The sequence below is a fragment of the Brevundimonas sp. KM4 genome, from assembly GCF_000964075.1.
Lineage (GTDB): Bacteria > Pseudomonadota > Alphaproteobacteria > Caulobacterales > Caulobacteraceae > Brevundimonas > Brevundimonas huaxiensis.
The window spans coordinates 1-15,838 of the sequence record NZ_JZRG01000032.1 but is presented as its reverse complement, the minus strand read 5'-3'; the positions used below and the strand labels follow the sequence as shown (position 1 = coordinate 15,838).

The following is a 15,838-nucleotide window of genomic DNA, read 5'->3' as shown; positions in this document are numbered from 1 at the left end:
GCCAGGTCTCCCATCACGCGTCCGACGGTTCGGCGTCGGACTCTTCGCCCTCGGCCGCGTCGTCTTCGGCAGGCGCGTCGCCGAACACCTGGTCCGGATCGTATTCGCCCTCGGCGTAATCGCCCTCTTCTTCGTAGTCTTCCGGCTCGGGCTGCTGCAGTTCCGAAGCGTCGATCCAGCCGGCGGCGACGCGCGCCTGCAGGATCAGCAGCTCGGCGTCTTCCTGGGCCAGGTTGAAGCTTTCCAGAACGCCGGGGACCTTCACCCGCTCGCCGTTCTTGACCTCATAGCCGCCGCGGATTTCGTCGGTGGCCAGGTCGGCCAGATCCTCGACCGTCTTCACGCCGCCTTCGCCCAGGGCGACGGCCATGGCCAGCGTCACGCCCGGCACCTGAAGCACGCCGTCCTCGACGCCCAGTTCGACGCGCTTGGCGTCCAGCTCGGCGGCCTTCTTATCCAGATATTCGCGGGCGCGGGCCTGAAGCTCTTCGGCGGTCTCTTCGTCGAAGCCTTCGATTTCCGAGACTTCGTAAGCGTCGACATAGGCCAGGTCCTCGACCGTGGCGAAGCCTTCGGTGACCAGCAGCTGGGCGATGACTTCGTCGACGTCCAGGGCTTCCTGGAACAGGCCGGTGCGCTCGGCGAACTCGCGCTGACGACGCTCGGAGTCCTGGCTTTCGGTGATGATGTCGATCTGCCAGCCGGTCAGCTGGCTGGCCAGACGCACGTTCTGGCCGCGACGGCCGATGGCCAGCGACAGCTGCTCGTCCGGCACGACCACTTCGACGCGGCCGGCTTCTTCGTCGAGCACGACCTTGGAGACTTCGGCAGGAGCCAGGGCGTTGACGATGAAGGTCGGCTCGTCCGGATTCCACTGGATGATGTCGATCTTCTCGCCCTGCAGTTCGGCGACGACCGCCTGAACGCGCGAGCCGCGCATACCGACGCAAGCGCCGACGGGGTCGATGGAGCTGTCGTTCGACAGGACGGCCATCTTGGCGCGCGAACCCGAGTCACGGGCGGCGGCGCGAATCTCGATCACGCCGTCATAAACTTCAGGCACTTCCTGGGCGAACAGCTTGGCCATGAAGCCGGGGTGGGCGCGCGACAGCATGACCTGCGGGCCTTTGGCCTCGGGGCGGACGTCGTAGATGTAGGTCCGGATGCGGTCGCCGATATTGAACACTTCGCGCGGGATGGACTGATCGCGGCGCATAACGCCTTCGCCCCGGCCCAGGTCGACGATGGTGTTGCCGTATTCGACGCGCTTGACCGTGCCGTTGACGATCTCGCCGACGCGATCCTTGAACTCTTCGTACTGGTTGGCGCGCTCAGCCTCGCGGACCTTGCCGGTCACGACCTGGCGGGCCATCTGGGTCTGAACGCGACCGAACTCGAACGGCGGCAGGTTCTCGACGTATTCCTTGCCGACCACCGCCTCCGGATCGCGCTTGGAGGCGTCCTTCAGGCGCACCATGGCGCTGTCGTTGAATTCCTCCAGCTCGTCTTCCGGCATCCAGTCGTCCTCGACGATGGTGACGTGACGGGTCAGCGATAGTTCGCCGGTCTTGTGGTCGATCTTGGCGCGGATGTCGTGGTGCGCGCCGTAGCGCGACTTGGCGCCCTTCTGGATCGCTTCTTCGATCGCTTCGATAACGATCTCGCGCTCGATGTTCTTCTCGCGAGCGACGGCGTCGGCGATCTGCAGCAGTTCGAGGCGGTTGGCGGAAATACCGGTGACGGCCATCAGGCGTTGTCCTCAGAAGGGGTCGTGGTGTCGGTTGTCAGGTCGGACGCTTCCCCTTCGGGAAGGCCGTCGTCTTCAGGTTCGCCGCGCGCGGCGCGAATGGCGGCGCCCCGTTTCATCAGGGCGTCGGTCAGGACCAGCTTCGCGTCGGCCAACCAGTCGAAGGGGATTAGGGCGGTGTCGTCCTCACCGTCCAGGTCGATCAGGACGTTGCCGTCCTCATAGCCGGCCAGCACGCCCTTGAACCGCTTGCGGCCCTCGATCATCCGGTCGGTTTCCAGACGCGCCTCCTCGCCCTCGAACAGGTCGAAGTCGATGGGACGGGTCAGGGGCCGGTCGATGCCGGGCGACGAAACCTCCAGCATATATTCGCCGGGGATGGGGTCGGCGGCGTCGAACACTTCCGACACCGCGCGGCTCAACTTGGCGCATTGTTCGACCGAGATGTCGTGATCGGACGGCCGCTCAGCCATGATCTGGAGGCGCTGACGCTTGGAGCCGGTCATCAGACGAACGCGCACGACATCCAGGCCCAATGACTCCGCGATGGGGTCGATCAGGTCCAGCAGTTGGCGATCCTGGGCGGTTCTTGCGCGCAAGCGACGACTATCCAAAACAAAAGCGGCGGTCCGTCCGGGCCGCCGCTGGGAACGACGCCGTTGGACGCCGGTCTAACGATGTGGGGGCCATATAGGCCCTTCACATCCGCTTGTCAGCCTTTTTCGGTCCACGCCGCGTCTGCCGCCTCACGCTAGGCGGCGGAACTCCAGAAACACAGGCGTCGTGTCGCCCAGCTTCTTTTCTTCGTAACGGGTGACGACGTGGTCTGCCGGTGGAACGAACCAGTCCTGATCGGCCGGACCCATTCGCTCCAGACCCGGCGTGCGGTTCAGCCGCTCCAACGCCCATTCGGCGTAGTCCAGCCAGTCAGTGACGAAGCGCAGGGTCCCGCCGGGCTTCAGAATGCGCGCGAAGGCCTGGGCCGTCTCGTCCTGCAGCAGGCGGCGCTTGTTATGGCGCGCCTTGTGCCAGGGGTCGGGGAACAGGATCAGAACCCGGTCGATCGAGGCGTCCGGCAGGGCGTCGACCAGGTCGCGGGCGTCGTCAGCGTGGATGCGGACGTTCTTCAGTCCGCCCTCTTCGACATGGCGCAGAGCCGAGGCGACGCCGTTCAGGAAGGGCTCGCAGCCGATCACCAGGGCGTCGGGCCGCGTCGCCGCCTGGGCGGCCATATGCTCGCCGCCGCCGAAGCCGATCTCCAGCCAGACCTCGGTCGCCTCGGGCATCATCGTCCTGGGGTCCAGCGGCCCGGCCTTGGGATCGGGCACGACGATCTCGGGCAGCAGGGTTTCCATCAGCGCCGCCTGGCGGGGCTTGATGGGGCGGGCCTTGATGCGGCCGAACGATCGCAGCGGGCGGTCGAGATGCGGGTTTTCGTCCTCAGGACGGTCATCGGCGTTCATGCGCCTGCCGTTAGCCGTCGCGGGCCAAGGCGTCCAGAAGACGAACGCCGAAACCTTTTGACGGTCGCGGCCGAACGCCCTTCTATGCCTGTCACAAGCGGCGTCGGGGCTGACGCATCGCGGGAGAGGGATTTCGATGATCGGACATCATCTGCGGGGCGCCAGCCTCGCGGCCATTACATGCGCCGTGCTGGGCCTGTCGGCCTGCGCCACCACCGGCTCGACCCCTGACGATACGGCCGCGAAACCGTCGAGGGACCGGACCTTGGCCGCCGGCCTGGATCCCGCGAAGACGCTGGATCCCTATCCCTCCACCTATCAGCCCCTGCCGCGCGAGAACTTCGCCGTGGTCGGCGCCACCGTCCTGACCGGCACGGATCGCAAGATCGAAAACGGCGTGGTCGTGGTTACGGACGGAAAGATCGCCGCCGTCGGCGACGCCTCGACCCCCGTCCCGGCCGGCTATCGCGTCGTCGAGGCGCGCGGCCGCTATGTCACCCCCGGCGTCATCGACGTGCACAGCCACCTGGGCGTCTATCCGTCGCCCGGCGTCAGCGGCATGAGCGACGGCAACGAGGCGACCAGCCCGAACACCGCCCAGGTCTGGGCCGAACATTCGCTGTGGCCCCAGGACCCCGGTTTCAACACCGCCCGCGCCGGCGGCGTGACCACGCTTCACATCCTGCCCGGCTCGGCCAATCTGTTCGGCGGCAGGGGCGTCACGATCCGCAACGTGCCCTCGATCACCATGCAGGGCCTAAAGTTCCCGGCCGCCCCCTATACGGTCAAGATGGCCTGCGGCGAGAACCCGTCGCGCGTCTATGGCGGGCGCAACCAGAGCCCGGCGACGGGCATGGGCAATATGGCCGGCTATCGCGCCGCCTTCATCGCCGCGCGCGACTACAAGGCCAAATGGGACAAGTGGCGCGAGGACGGCGAAGGCGCCGCCCCGACTCGCAACCTGCAGAACGAAACCCTGATGGGCGTGCTGGACGGGTCGATCCTGATCCAGAACCACTGCTACCGCGCCGACGAGATGGCGCTGATGATGGATATGGCCAAGGAGTTCGGCTACCGCATCACGACCTTCCACCACGCGACCGAGGCCTACAAACTGGCGCCGCAACTGGCCGCCAACGGCATCTGTGCGGCCATGTGGACCGGCTGGTGGGGCTTCAAGATGGAGGCCCTTGACGCCATCGAGGAGAACGCTGCCCTTGTGGACGCCCAGCAGGGATCGTGCGCCGTCATCCACTCCGACGACGCCGAACTGACCCAGCGGTTGAACCAGGAAGCGGCCGCCGCCCTGTCGGCCGGTCGCCGCGCCGGGCTGAACATTTCCGAAGAACACGCCATCGGCTGGATCACCTCCAACGCCGCCAAGGCCATCGGCATCGCCGACCAGACTGGGTCGTTGGAGCCCGGCAAGCGCGCCGACGTGGTGATCTGGAGCGCCGATCCCTTCTCGATCTACGCCCGCGCCGATCAGGTCTTCATCGACGGCGCCCTGACCTTTGATCGCAGCAACCCCGCCTATCAGCCGACCAGCGACTTCGAACTGGGTCAGCCGGGCTATGGCCTGACCGCCGCCAACGTCACGGAAGGAGCCCGCTGATGCGCCTGTCTCACATCCTCGCGGGCGCCGCCGCGGCCTTGTCTCTCGCCGTTCCTGCGATGGCGCAAGAAACCGTCGCCATTGTCGGCGGGCGCATCCTGACCGGCGACTCCGTCATCGAAAACGGCACGGTCGTGATGCGCGACGGCAAGATCGTCTCGGTGGGCTCAGGCGGCGCGCCGCCCGGCGCCCGCGTCGTCGACGCGGCGGGCAAGACGGTCGCGCCCGGTTTCGTCGCCGTGGATTCCGGCCTGGCCGGGACAGAGGTCAGTTCGGTCAGCGGCACCAACGAACTGCGCAACAGCGCCAATACGCTCAGCGCCGCCTTCGACATCTCGTACGGCCTGGACCCCTGGTCCTTCACCCTGCCGGTCGCGCGGTTGGGCGGCATCACCCGCGCCATCGTCGTGCCACAGCACCCCGGCTCGTCCGGCGGCCACGTCCATGAGGACGAGACGGCCGGCGCCGGCGATGGCGGCTATCAGACGCCGGGCCTGTTCGCAGGTCAGGCGGCGATCATCAACCTCGGCCAGGGCTCGAATATTCTGGTCAAGCCGCGCGTGGCCATGGTCGCCCCCTTCGGTGAAGCGGGCGCCGGCATCGCCGGCGGGGCGCGCGGGGCGCAGTTCGTGCTGTTCAAGGAGACGCTGTCGGAGGTCCGCCTCTATGCCCGCAACAAGTCGGCCTATGAGCGGGCGGGCCTACGTGACCTCAGCCTGTCGCGCGCCGATCTTGAGGCCTTAATTCCCGTCGCCAACGGTACGATGCCGCTGATCGTGACCGTCCACCGCGCCTCGGACATTCAGCAGGTGCTGCGCCTGGCGCGCGAAGAAGGGATCAAGCTGATTCTGGACGGCGCCGAGGAGGGCTGGCTGGTCGCCGGAGACATCGCCGCGGCCGGCGTGCCGGTGCTGCTGAACCCCATCTCCAACCTGCCCAGCGATTTCGAGATGCGGGCGGCGCGGGCCGAGAATGCGGCGGCCCTGAATGCGGCGGGTGTCTTGATCGCCATCAAGGGCAATGAGGGTTCGACCCACCGCGCCCGCGAGGCCCGTTACAACGCCGGCAACGCCGTGTCGCACGGCCTGCCCTACGGCGCCGCCATCGCCGCCCTGACGGTCAATCCGGCCAGGATCTTCGGCATGGCCGGTCAGTTCGGCCAGATCGCGCCGGGCGCAGCGGGTGACGTGGTGGTCTGGTCTGGCGATCCGCTGGAGCCGCTCAGCCAACCGTCGGCCGTCTTCGTCGATGGCGTCGAACAGCCCCTGACCAGCCGCCCGCTGATGCTGCGCGACCGCTATCGCCAGCAGACGCCGATGCCGCCGGCCTATCGCAACTGAGGACCGCTTTGGTCTGAAGGCAAAGGGCGGGGCCGGACGGTCCCGCCCTTTTTCATTGGCCGCGTCCGCGCTAGGTCAGGCCCATGCCCACCGTACTTTACATCGACGCCGACGCCTGTCCCGTGAAGGAAGAGGTGTATCGCGTCGCGCGCCGCTATGGGCTCAAGACCTATGTCGTGTCCAACACCTGGATGCAGGTTCCGCGCGAGGCGCTGATCGAACAGGTGGTGGTGGACGCCGGCCCCGACATCGCCGACGACTGGATCGCCGAGCGGGCGACCGTGGGCGATGTGGTGATCACTGCCGACATTCCTCTGGCCGACCGCTGTCTGAAGTCGGGCGCCCAAGCGCTGAAGTCGAACGGACAGCCCTTCACCCCGGACTCCATCGGCTCGGCCCTGGCGGGACGGATGGTGGGCGAGCATCTGCGGTCGATGGGCGTGGCGACCTCCGGCCCGCCGCCGTTTTCGGCCGCCGATCGTTCGCGTTTCTTGCAGGCTTTGGATCAGGCTGTGGTCAAGGCGCGCAAGGCGGCGACATGACCACCTTCATCCCCGAGGACGAGCTGGAGTTTCACTTCTACCGCGCGGGCGGTCCGGGCGGACAGAACGTCAACAAGGTCTCGACCGCCGTTCAGATGCGGTTCGATGTGAAGAACTCGCCGTCGCTGACGGATCCGGTCAAGGCGCGGCTGATGAAGCTGGCCGGCAGCCGGCTGACGCTGGAAGGGGTGATCCTGATCACCGCCGTGCGTCATCGCACCCAGGAGCGCAATCGCGCCGACGCCATCGAACGGCTTCAGGCCATGGTGGACGAGGCCTCGATCCGTCCCGTCTATCGCGTGCCGACACGCCCGACCAAGGCGTCGAAGGAACGCCGCCTCAAGGCCAAGACGACCCGCGCCTCGATCAAGTCGGGGCGCGGCAAGCCGTCGCTGGACTGACGATCAGCTCTGGGCCGGGCGGAACAGCAGGGCGGCGATCTTGTCCTCGGCGTCGAAGCCGATCAGCCATTCGGTGACCTGATTGTCGAAGGTCACCTTGAACATCTGAGCCTCGCCTTCCTGCTTGACGTATTCGACCGTCTTCACAGCGCCGAAGCCCTTTATCAGCGGGACCACCTGGGCCTCCTGCTGACGGATCTGGGTTCCGAGACCCGTCGTGAAATCCGAATAGTCGAAGCCGGTCCCCTGGGCGCTGGCGATCACGGCGCGCAGCGCCTCCTCCGAACGGGCGATGTCGGGAGCCTGGGCGGCTGACGCCGTTGCGGGCGCAGCGGCGGATCGGGCTTGAGGCGCTGCGGTTTGAGCCGGGCGGTCGAAGGCGTTCGGCACAGCGCCAGCGGCGGCCTGGGCCAAGGCGGGCATGGGCGCCAGCAGCGCGGCGGCTGCAATAGCGGTCTTCATCAGGGTCGGCTTCATAGCGAAAGCTCCGGTCAGGTCAGATAGGGCCAGAGCGAAAGGCCCAGGGCCGCCAGGGCCGCGATGACCGCGACCGTGACTGAAGCCGTCACCCAAGCCGGAGTTCCCGACTTTTCGATGACCACCGCCGCCGGGCGCGGCGGCTCCTGAACCAGGCGCGAGATGGCGCGGGCGGCGGCGATCATTTCGTTGATCGCATCACGCGCCTGGGCCTGCGGTCCCAGCTCGCGGCGGATCCAGCGTTCGAGCACCGGCTGAGCGGCCTTCCACAGATCGTGATCGGGTTGCAGCCGGCGCGCCACGCCCTCGACCGAGACCATGGTCTTTTGCAGCAGGATAAGTTCTGGCCGAAGCCGCATGTCGAACAGGGCGGTGATCTCGAACAGCTGGCCCAGCAGACGGCCCATCGACACCTGGCTGGCGGCGCGGCCGATCACCGGTTCGCCGACCGCGCGCAGCGCCTGGGCGAAGGTTTCGACCGAATGGTGCGGCGGGACGTAGCCGGCTTCGAAATGCACGCGCGAAATCCGGTCGTAGTCGCGGCTGATGAAGCCCCACAGGATCTCGGCCAGATAGCGCCGCTCGGCCGGTCCCAGCCGCCCGACGATGCCGAAGTCGATTGCGGTCAGATGGGCCGGCGCGCTGGCGAACAGATTGCCCTCGTGCAGATCGGCGTGAAACACCCCGTGGTCCAACGCCTGGACCAGGAAGGCGCGCACGACATTGTCGGCCAGCTGATCCGTGTCGATGCCCGGCAGGTCCGTAAGCGCCGGATCCGTCATGGGCACGCCTTGCGCCCACTCCAGCGTCAGCACGCGCTTGCCCACCCCGTCCCAGATCACGGCCGGGGCGGACATATATCCGTCCTTGGCCAGCACCTCGGCCATCTCGCTGGCGGCGGCGGCCTCCAGCCGCATATCCAGCTCCAGATCCAGCGAGTTAGCGATGGTCTCCACAAAGGCGGACGGCTCAAGCCGCCGCGCCATCGGCACGAGCCGCCAGACCAGCCGCGCGGCCAGGCGCATCGAATCCAGGCCATTGGCGACCCGCCGCTCAACCCCTGGCCGCAGCACCTTGACCGCGACGGCCCGCCCATCGGCCAGGGTCGCGCGGTGCGCCTGGGCCAAGGAGGCGGCGGCGACCGGCGGACTGAGGTCGATGAACAGACTTTCGGCCGGACGACCCAGCGACTTCTCGATCTCGCACCGCGCCTCTTCCAGCGAAAAGGCCGGCAGGGCGTCCTTCAATCGGCCAAGGTCGCGCGCGAATTCCAGCCCGAAGATATCGGCGCGCGTCGCCAGGACCTGGCCCAGTTTGATCGCCACAGGGCCCAGATGCTCGAACGCTTTGCCCAGCCTCTGGCCCGGCCGACCCTGACGCCCTGCGCGACCGGAGAAGAGTTGCACGAACCGGGCGAACGGCCGCGTCCAGGCCGGCAGAAGAGGCGTGACCTCCCCCGGAATCAGGGCGTCATGACGCGCCAGGACCCACAGCCAGCCCAGCAGGCGCAGGAAGGACGCAACCGGGTTCTGGACCGCGACCGTCGCGGGCGGCGGCGGGGCCGTGCGATAGATCCGGCTGGTCAGATCGCCCACCCATGATGGATGGCGGCGATCCCGCCCGACAGATTGGTGACGGACACGCGGCGGAAGCCGGCGTCCTCGATCATGCCCTTGAACGTATTCTGATCGGGGAAGCGACGGATGCTCTCGACCAGATACTGATAGCTGTCACGATCCTTGGCGACCCAGCCGCCGATGCGCGGAATGGCGTGGAAGGACCAGGCGTCATAGACCTTGCGGATCGGCGTGGTCGTGGGGCGCGAAAACTCCAGGCACAGGAACCGGCCGCCCGGCTTCAGCACCCGGCGCGCCTCGGCCAGGGCCTTGTCGATATGGGCCACGTTGCGGATGCCGAAACTGATCGAATAGGCGTCGACCGAGGCGTCAGGCAGCGGCAGGTTCATGGCGTCGCCGACGCTCCACTGCATCTCCGGCTCGCCGCCTTTTTGGACGCCCGCCAGGATCATCTCGGCGTTGTAGTCCAGCACGATGACATTGGCGTCCTGGCCGCCGCGCCGCTCCTGCGCCGCGCGCGCCATCTTGGAATAGCGCCGCGCCATGTCGCCGGTGCCGCCCGCGACGTCCAGAATGGTCTCGCCCGGACGCGGGTTCAGCTTGGCGGCGGCGATGTCCTTCCAGATGCGGTGGACGCCAACGCTCATCAGGTCGTTCATCACATCGTAGTTGGAGGCGACGGAATCGAAGACCCCGCGCACCATCTTCACCTTCTCGCGCGCATCCACGTCGCGAAAACCGAAGGAAGAACGATCACCCGACGAATGCGGGCCATAGGAGGAGGCGTCGGTCATAGTCGTCGTCTAGCGCGTCGCAGCGCCTCCGTCATCCGATGAGACACCCGATCAGGCCGCTTCGGGCTGCGGCAGTTTCAAATCCTTCATCACGTCGCGCATCAGGCCGTAACAGCCGCACGACGCCGCCTCCAGGCCGTCGCGATCCAGCACCTTGACCCAGCCCCGACCCCGCTGGATCAGCGACTTGCGCTCCAGCACCGTGCCGACCTCCGACACCGTGGCGCGACGCACGCCCAGCATACCGGCGATATCGGCCTGGGTCAGATCGATCCGGTCATCTTCGGCCCGGTCATGAAGCATCAACAGCCAACGGGCCAACCGTTCGTCCAGCCGGTGCTGGGCATTGCAGGCGGCCGCCTGCTGCACCTGCGCCATCAAGCCTTCGGTAAAGCGCGACAGGGCCGTTCGCAGCGTCTCGCTGTCTTCCAGCGCCTCGCCGAACACCTCGGCCGAGCAATGGGCCGCGATCCCGTCGCGTTGGGAAATGGCGCGGCTGGCCGCGCGCGCATTGAAGGGTCCGCAGGTCACGCCGATCAGGCCTTCGCGCCCGATGGCGGCGGTCTCCACCATCTTGTCATCCGGCAGGATGGTCATCAGCGACACCACGCCCTTGATCGGAAACCAGACCTGATCGACCGCCTCGCCGGCGTCATAGAGCATCTGGCCGCGTGTGATCTCGCGCTCTTTCAAATGGGGTTCGATCCGCTTGCGGTCGGCCGCATCCAGGGCGGCGATCCAGAGATTTTCCATCCTAACCCCGCTGGCGACCAATGACGCCGAGGAGCGACGATCATTGCTCGATCAATGCACAAGCTTGACTATGGGTTCCCTGGACGGGATCCGCCCCGGCTTCGCCGCTTGCCGCGATCCATCCGGCGCCCTACGCCAAAGAAAAAGAGGAAACGCGATGATCGACACACGGCTTGACGTAGCGGAAACGCTGAAGGATTTGCCCGCCTGGCGCGCGCATGACGGCGATCGCGCTGCCATCGCGCGGACGCTGAAGTTCGCGGATTTCAACGCCGCCTTCGGCTTCATGACCCGCGTCGCCCTGATGGCTGACAAGATGGACCACCATCCCGAATGGTCGAATGTCTATGATCGTGTCGAAATCCTGCTCACCACACACGACGCCGATGGCGTGACGGACAAGGACGTAACCCTGGCCCGCTTCATTGACGCCGCCGCCGCCGGCATGGGGGTGAAGTCGTGAGCGACGCCGCGCGTCCCGGCCGTGTCGCCGGCAAGACGGCCCTGATCACCGGCGCAGCCGGCGGTCTGGGTGAAGCCATGGCCTTCATGCTGGCCCGCGAAGGCGCCCGCGTCGCCGTCACCGACATCGACGCCGCTCGCGCTCAGGCCCTGGCGAGCCGCATCAATGCGGAAGTTCCGGACGCCGCCTTCGCCTATGCCCACGACGTGGCCAGCGAGGCCGAATGGGAAGACGTGATCGCCGCCGCCGTCGCCGATCTCGGCGGCCTGTCGGTGCTGGTCAACAACGCCGGCGTCGGCGGGCCGCTGGCCTTCGTCGAACAGGACACGATCGAGAACTGGCAGCGTCAGTACGAAATCAATCTGCGCTCCATCATGCTGGGGGCCAAACACGCCATGCCGCATCTGCGCGCCTCGGCCCCGGCCTCGATCATCAACATCTCCTCGATCGCAGGGCTCGCGGCGGCCCCCGGCATGGGCGCCTACAACGCCACCAAGGCGGCGGTCTGGATGTACACCAAGACCCTGGCGCTCGAGGCCGCCAAGGCCGAATGGAACGTGCGCTGCAACTCGGTCCACCCTGTCTTCATCAAGACGCCGATCCTGGATCCCTTCATCGCGATGGCGGGCGGGGACGAGGACAAGGCGCACGAACGCCTCGCGCGGGGCATCCCCCTGAAGCGGATCGGCGAACCCGACGACGTCGCCTATTGCGTTCTCTATCTGGCGTCCGACGAATCCAAGTTCGTCACGGGGTCCGAGTTCAAGATCGACGGCGGCATGACGGCGCAATAGGGCGCGAGCGCCCTATCGCTTTGCCTTTGAGCCTATCGCGCTTCGCGCTGCTTGAGGCCGTTGTACGCAGTGGTCGGCGCCGTCATCATGCTTGCGTCGCGCATTCGGGATTGAGGCCGCTTGCGCCATGCTGTAAGCGGCCTGTTCCGGCGTGGCGCCGGTCGACGCACCCGTAGCTCAGCTGGATAGAGTGCTGCCCTCCGAAGGCAGAGGTCACAGGTTCGAATCCTGTCGGGTGCGCCAGCCTTCCAAACATCGTTGAAAACGCTGCGGAAATACCGTCCGCCGGATCGTCTTTCGACGATTGCTACACATCCTTGCTACATAATTCGACTGACGATCAGGGGCTAAAGCGTTCTGATCGTTCAGGAAAGTGGCGCAAGGCTTGCTACACAAACCCGCTACACAATGTTCGAACGCATTTGGTCGAACGAGGTGGTGGTCGCATCTACTACCGGCGGCGGGTGCCCGAGGCCCTTCGGGGTATTATCGGCAGGAAAGAAATCTGGAGATCGTTGGGGACGGACAGCCCAACGGTGGCCAAGCGTCGCGCCCTACGTGTCGCCGCGCAGATCGAGCATGAGTTCGAAGTTGCGCGTTCGAAGGTCGGCCTGACCATCGATAAGATCGTGTTGGAGAGATTTGACGAACGCGCGCCAGTCGTGGCGGCGCCGATAGTCGCAGAAGCGGAAGCTCCGACCGGCGTCACGCTCGACGACCTCTACGATGCCTACATGAATGATCCGACGCGGGATTGGTCGCCGACTACGCGCATGGCCTACCAGACGACCAAGCGGACCGTGCTGTCGATCCTCGGCAAGGACACGCCAGTCCGAAGCATCACCCGTAGCCAATGCCGCGAGATGATCGAGGTCCTGCGTTGGCAGCCGCGCAACGCCTCAAAGTTGTTCCCCAAGCTCGATCCCATCGAAATCGCAGAACGAGCGAAGACCGAAGGACGCACGGACCTGATCAACGCCTCCAACATTAACACCTACCTGAACAAGCTCGGCGGGGTGCTGAACTGGGCGGTGAAGGAGGAAATGCTCGACCGCAATCCGGCGCAAGGCCTGCGCGTTCCCGACCCTGTGGCTCGCCGGGACAAGCGGCGTCCATTCGCTCCAGCCCAGTTGCAGGCGATTTTCTCGGCACCTCTCTACACCGGCTGCCGCGACGACGGACACGGCTACGCCACGCCCGGCCCAGAGCAACCCCGCAACGCTCGGTTCTGGATTCCCCTCTTGTCGCTTTTTGGTGGCCTACGTCTGAACGAGGCCTGCCAATTGGACGCAGCCGACATCCGGCGGGTCGACGAGGTGGACTGCTTCGTCATCACCGAAAGGTCGGAAGGCGAGCAGACCGACAAGCGACTGAAGACCGCCTCCAGCGAGCGCATCGTGCCGGTCCACGCGACCTTGCTCGATCTCGGGTTCATGGATTTTGTGCGCCAACGAAAGCGCGCTGGCGAGATTAAGCTGTTCGGCGAAGTGGCGATGGGGGCCACGGGGTATAGGTCTTCGACCTTCTCTGCGTGGTTTCGCCGCTTCGTCGTCAAAACGGGAGCAGATTCACCAAAGACCTGCTTTCACAGCTTTCGGCACGGCTTCCGTGACGCCCTCCGTGAAGCGCGCATCGACCGTGACATCGCACTGGCGTTAGGCGGCTGGACGACAGCGAGCGGCGGGACTTCTGTTTCTGACGCCTATGGCAGCGGCTACCGGATGGCGACGTTGAAAGAAGCCATCGACCGCGTAAGCTATCCCGGTCTTGATCTGTCGCACCTCGCAATGCGGAGATAGTGCGGAAATGCTCGCAGCGTGTTGCTGATAGGTTTTGGGCACTTCATGCCGCTCACTTCAAAATCTATCGGTCCGAGGGAAGGCAGCAAGGCGTTCTATCAATTCCAGTCGCTCCGCCTTTAGGCGTGAAACTTCCCTCGCAATCAGCGTGCCTCCATCGCCAGTGCTGCTAAAAGAGGGGTCGAAATTATTTAGCTCTTCGTATCGTTTCAGGTCATCTCCCATCAGAAAGCCGGGATCAGGCGTGTATGGTTCAACTTCGGCCTCGTAGGTTATTATCAAATCGTCTATTTCGATTATTCTGTTCAGTATTGTTTGGCGTTCTGTGATGGAGTGGCCGTCTTTCCTTCCAGTGAACATCAGCTTCGGATCGCGATCTGGATCGTAGTTGGCTGGATCGCGTTCATTTGGGGGATCATTCCAACGAAATTTGGTCATCTGGGCTCCCTTGGTCTCAACGATCAGAACGCTTTAGCCCCTGATCGTCAGTCGAATTATGTAGCAAGGATGTGTAGCAATCGTCGAAAGACGGTCCGGCGGACGGTATTTCCGCAGCGTTTTCAACGATGTTTGGAAGGCTGGCGCACCCGACAGGATTCCTCGGGTGGCGTGGGACGTCGGTCATGACTGCGGTCTCGATCTGAAGCGTCCAGCCATCGTGATATGAGCGATTCCCGTCAACGCTTTGGGCAGCGACGACCAGACGCTTGCGACCGATCTAGTCGGCACCCGGCGGCCCTATAATCAGCAAGTCATGGTCGATTGAATCCGTCTGGCGAACGGACTTCCACGACCGTCTCTGACGTCAGGCGCGCGCCTTTGCTGACGATCTTCCACCGCTATGGTCAGCAGGTCGCGGCAGGTCGCGTTGAGGGGAAGTTTAGCCATGTGGAAGCTGGATCATGTCGTCCCGGCGTCTGACGTTGATTTGGAGGAACGGCGCCTTGGCGAAGTTCTGGCGAGCGCGGGCTACGATGTTGGGAAGTTGACGTTGAGCGGTTTGGCCCAGCAGGTGCTGGCCGAGCGGGCGAAGGCCACGGTGATGGCCATCGGGATCGAACCGTCGAACTGGCCACATTTTCCGCTGGGCAATGGCGGCGTCGAAGTGCGCTTCCAGTTCAGCCGCGAGGCGGATCAGGTGAACGCGAAGATGGCCTTGGCTTAAAAGCCGTTGAATTTAACGCTACGTCGGCTTGCTTTCGCGTATCATTGGTGGCCAGATCACATGGGGGCCACCATGACGCTTGAGACTTTCCGCCAAAGCCTTCTGTCTTTCTCTATCGCAGAGTGGGCAGTTGTCGCCGTCGTCGTCATTTCCTTTGTTGCCGTCACAACGACGGTCGGCTTCGTGATGGGGCCGATTGTTGGCTACTCTGTCGTCATGCTCTCTCGACGTGCCAAACGTCGGGGAACAGCCTTTGAGGCGGAGAAATCGGCCTCTACGACCAAATAGCTCATCCGGCGACGCACTCCTGACGGTCTTCTTGAACCGTCTTCAGCGTGCGCGAGATGGCCGTCACCGTGGTCGTGGAGGCACGATGTAGGCGGGCGGTTGCTCGGATGCCCTGACCGTCCTCCAACGACCTCCTGATCGCTTCTACGCGGTCCTGCGGCATGGGCTTGCGCCCGCTCTTCTTGGTCGTCCGACGAAGGCCCGAGAGGATACGCTCACGGATCATGGCCCTTTCGTAGGAGCTAAAGACCGAGAGCATCTGGAACATCATGGCGCCCGAAGGCGTCGAGGTGTCGAGGCCCTGCGTGTGGACGTAGAGGTCCACGCCCTTGGCTTGGATGTCGCCGAGGAAGTGGATCAGGTCGGGCAGGGATCGTCCGATCCGGCACACCGAGAAGGTCGCGATCAGATCGAAGTCCTTGCGCGCCACGCCCTTGAGCAGGTTGTCGAAGCCCGGTCGTTTGTCCCGGCCCTTGGCGCCGGAGATGCCCTCGTCGAGGAAGGTGGCGACGATCTCCCAGTCCTGCCGCTGGACGACTGCTCGCAGATCACGAAGTTGGTTCTCGACGGTCTGGTTCTTATCGGCCGTGCTCACACGACAGTAGAGGGCCACGCGCTTG

General features: G+C 65.2%; 18 protein-coding genes and 1 tRNA gene. 10 read left to right on the top strand and 9 right to left on the bottom strand.

What is annotated here, in order from left to right:
- Positions 1 to 13 precede the first annotated feature (13 nt).
- The 3 genes from nusA to trmB all read right to left on the bottom strand — a co-directional run bounded on the left by nusA (position 14) and on the right by trmB (position 3,210).
- Entirely contained in the window at positions 14 to 1,747 is a 1,734-nt protein-coding gene (gene nusA / locus VH88_RS14175) for a transcription termination factor NusA (protein ID WP_045811817.1), read from the bottom strand.
- A complete protein-coding gene (rimP, locus tag VH88_RS14170) occupies positions 1,747 to 2,346 on the bottom strand; it encodes a ribosome maturation factor RimP (RefSeq protein WP_039247144.1) in 600 nt (199 codons plus the stop codon). Before rimP ends, nusA begins: the two co-directional genes overlap by 1 nt.
- Positions 2,347 to 2,493: 147 nt before the next feature.
- Positions 2,494 to 3,210 (bottom strand): tRNA (guanosine(46)-N7)-methyltransferase TrmB, encoded by a 717-nt coding sequence (trmB, locus tag VH88_RS14165; RefSeq protein WP_045811816.1) that lies wholly within the window; start codon positions 3,208 to 3,210, stop codon positions 2,494 to 2,496.
- A 136-nt stretch (positions 3,211 to 3,346) separates the two neighbouring features.
- On the opposite strand from trmB, the gene VH88_RS14160 reads away from it, so the two are divergent.
- The 4 genes from VH88_RS14160 (at position 3,347) to arfB (ending at position 7,108) form a co-directional block, all read left to right on the top strand.
- Positions 3,347 to 4,825, top strand: coding sequence for an amidohydrolase (locus VH88_RS14160; protein WP_045811815.1), 1,479 nt, complete (start codon positions 3,347 to 3,349; stop codon positions 4,823 to 4,825).
- Complete coding sequence (locus tag VH88_RS14155) at positions 4,825 to 6,165, top strand: amidohydrolase family protein (RefSeq protein ID WP_045811814.1); 1,341 nt, start codon at positions 4,825 to 4,827, stop codon at positions 6,163 to 6,165. The genes VH88_RS14160 and VH88_RS14155 overlap by 1 nt, the downstream gene beginning before the upstream one ends.
- 83 nt (positions 6,166 to 6,248) lie before the next feature.
- Entirely contained in the window at positions 6,249 to 6,707 is a 459-nt protein-coding gene (locus VH88_RS14150; protein WP_045811813.1) for a YaiI/YqxD family protein, read from the top strand.
- Positions 6,704 to 7,108, top strand: a complete 405-nt coding sequence (gene arfB / locus VH88_RS14145; protein WP_045811812.1) for an alternative ribosome rescue aminoacyl-tRNA hydrolase ArfB — start codon at positions 6,704 to 6,706, stop codon at positions 7,106 to 7,108. The genes VH88_RS14150 and arfB overlap by 4 nt, the downstream gene beginning before the upstream one ends.
- Before the next feature lie 3 nt (positions 7,109 to 7,111).
- Here arfB and VH88_RS14140 read toward each other — a convergent pair whose 3' ends face one another.
- Genes VH88_RS14140 through VH88_RS14125 form a run of 4 tightly spaced genes read right to left on the bottom strand, consistent with a single transcriptional unit; the run spans position 7,112 to position 10,709 of the window.
- Positions 7,112 to 7,585, bottom strand: a complete 474-nt coding sequence (locus tag VH88_RS14140) for a hypothetical protein (RefSeq protein ID WP_045811811.1) — start codon at positions 7,583 to 7,585, stop codon at positions 7,112 to 7,114.
- A 14-nt stretch (positions 7,586 to 7,599) separates the two neighbouring features.
- Positions 7,600 to 9,180: a 2-polyprenylphenol 6-hydroxylase gene (ubiB, locus tag VH88_RS14135; RefSeq protein ID WP_045811810.1), complete on the bottom strand. Its 1,581-nt coding sequence runs from the start codon at positions 9,178 to 9,180 to the stop codon at positions 7,600 to 7,602.
- Complete coding sequence (locus VH88_RS14130; protein ID WP_045811809.1) at positions 9,168 to 9,956, bottom strand: class I SAM-dependent methyltransferase; 789 nt, start codon at positions 9,954 to 9,956, stop codon at positions 9,168 to 9,170. The genes ubiB and VH88_RS14130 overlap by 13 nt, the downstream gene beginning before the upstream one ends.
- 51 nt (positions 9,957 to 10,007) lie before the next feature.
- On the bottom strand, positions 10,008 to 10,709 hold the full coding sequence (locus VH88_RS14125) for a Crp/Fnr family transcriptional regulator (protein ID WP_045811808.1): 702 nt from the start codon (positions 10,707 to 10,709) through the stop codon (positions 10,008 to 10,010).
- A gap of 157 nt (positions 10,710 to 10,866) precedes the next feature.
- Here VH88_RS14125 and VH88_RS14120 point away from each other — a divergent pair, with 157 nt between their 5' ends.
- From VH88_RS14120 to VH88_RS15455, 4 genes are all read left to right on the top strand, one after another.
- The gene (locus VH88_RS14120; protein WP_156146866.1) at positions 10,867 to 11,172 is read left to right on the top strand and encodes a 4a-hydroxytetrahydrobiopterin dehydratase; all 306 of its coding nucleotides are present in this window, start codon (positions 10,867 to 10,869) and stop codon (positions 11,170 to 11,172) included.
- A complete protein-coding gene (locus VH88_RS14115) occupies positions 11,169 to 11,966 on the top strand; it encodes an SDR family oxidoreductase (RefSeq protein WP_045811807.1) in 798 nt (265 codons plus the stop codon). The genes VH88_RS14120 and VH88_RS14115 overlap by 4 nt, the downstream gene beginning before the upstream one ends.
- A gap of 166 nt (positions 11,967 to 12,132) precedes the next feature.
- Positions 12,133 to 12,209: transfer RNA gene (locus VH88_RS14110), tRNA-Arg, on the top strand.
- 74 nt (positions 12,210 to 12,283) lie between these two features.
- Positions 12,284 to 13,765 carry a DUF6538 domain-containing protein gene (locus VH88_RS15455; protein ID WP_369796294.1) on the top strand — a complete coding sequence of 494 codons (1,482 nt, stop codon included), beginning with the start codon at positions 12,284 to 12,286 and terminating at the stop codon, positions 13,763 to 13,765.
- A gap of 57 nt (positions 13,766 to 13,822) precedes the next feature.
- Here the strand turns inward: VH88_RS15455 and VH88_RS16140 are convergent, their stop codons facing one another.
- Positions 13,823 to 14,203 carry a hypothetical protein gene (locus VH88_RS16140; RefSeq protein ID WP_156146864.1) on the bottom strand — a complete coding sequence of 127 codons (381 nt, stop codon included), beginning with the start codon at positions 14,201 to 14,203 and terminating at the stop codon, positions 13,823 to 13,825.
- A 448-nt stretch (positions 14,204 to 14,651) separates the two neighbouring features.
- On the opposite strand from VH88_RS16140, the gene VH88_RS14100 reads away from it, so the two are divergent.
- Positions 14,652 to 14,930 carry a hypothetical protein gene (locus tag VH88_RS14100; RefSeq protein WP_045811806.1) on the top strand — a complete coding sequence of 93 codons (279 nt, stop codon included), beginning with the start codon at positions 14,652 to 14,654 and terminating at the stop codon, positions 14,928 to 14,930.
- Between the two features lie 72 nt (positions 14,931 to 15,002).
- Entirely contained in the window at positions 15,003 to 15,218 is a 216-nt protein-coding gene (locus tag VH88_RS14095; RefSeq protein ID WP_197071099.1) for a hypothetical protein, read from the top strand.
- Position 15,219: 1 nt separating this feature from the next.
- Here VH88_RS14095 and VH88_RS14090 read toward each other — a convergent pair.
- Positions 15,220 to 15,838: recombinase family protein (locus tag VH88_RS14090; RefSeq protein ID WP_231576698.1), on the bottom strand; the 619-nt coding region annotated here is incomplete at its 5' end.

Bases quoted from the DNA above. Each gene is read 5' to 3' on its own strand.
- VH88_RS14130 (WP_045811809.1), bottom strand. From the start codon at position 9,956: ATGACCGACGCCTCCTCCTATGGCCCGCATTCGTCGGGTGATCGTTCT.
- VH88_RS14150 (WP_045811813.1), top strand. From the start codon at position 6,249: ATGCCCACCGTACTTTACATCGACGCCGACGCCTGTCCCGTGAAGGAA.
- VH88_RS14140 (WP_045811811.1), bottom strand. From the start codon at position 7,585: ATGAAGCCGACCCTGATGAAGACCGCTATTGCAGCCGCCGCGCTGCTG.
- VH88_RS14125 (WP_045811808.1), bottom strand. From the start codon at position 10,709: ATGGAAAATCTCTGGATCGCCGCCCTGGATGCGGCCGACCGCAAGCGG.
- trmB (WP_045811816.1), bottom strand. From the start codon at position 3,210: ATGAACGCCGATGACCGTCCTGAGGACGAAAACCCGCATCTCGACCGC.
- arfB (WP_045811812.1), top strand. From the start codon at position 6,704: ATGACCACCTTCATCCCCGAGGACGAGCTGGAGTTTCACTTCTACCGC.
- VH88_RS16140 (WP_156146864.1), bottom strand. From the start codon at position 14,203: ATGACCAAATTTCGTTGGAATGATCCCCCAAATGAACGCGATCCAGCC.
- VH88_RS14120 (WP_156146866.1), top strand. From the start codon at position 10,867: ATGATCGACACACGGCTTGACGTAGCGGAAACGCTGAAGGATTTGCCC.
- VH88_RS14095 (WP_197071099.1), top strand. From the start codon at position 15,003: ATGACGCTTGAGACTTTCCGCCAAAGCCTTCTGTCTTTCTCTATCGCA.
- VH88_RS14155 (WP_045811814.1), top strand. From the start codon at position 4,825: ATGCGCCTGTCTCACATCCTCGCGGGCGCCGCCGCGGCCTTGTCTCTC.
- VH88_RS14160 (WP_045811815.1), top strand. From the start codon at position 3,347: ATGATCGGACATCATCTGCGGGGCGCCAGCCTCGCGGCCATTACATGC.
- VH88_RS14100 (WP_045811806.1), top strand. From the start codon at position 14,652: ATGTGGAAGCTGGATCATGTCGTCCCGGCGTCTGACGTTGATTTGGAG.
- nusA (WP_045811817.1), bottom strand. From the start codon at position 1,747: ATGGCCGTCACCGGTATTTCCGCCAACCGCCTCGAACTGCTGCAGATC.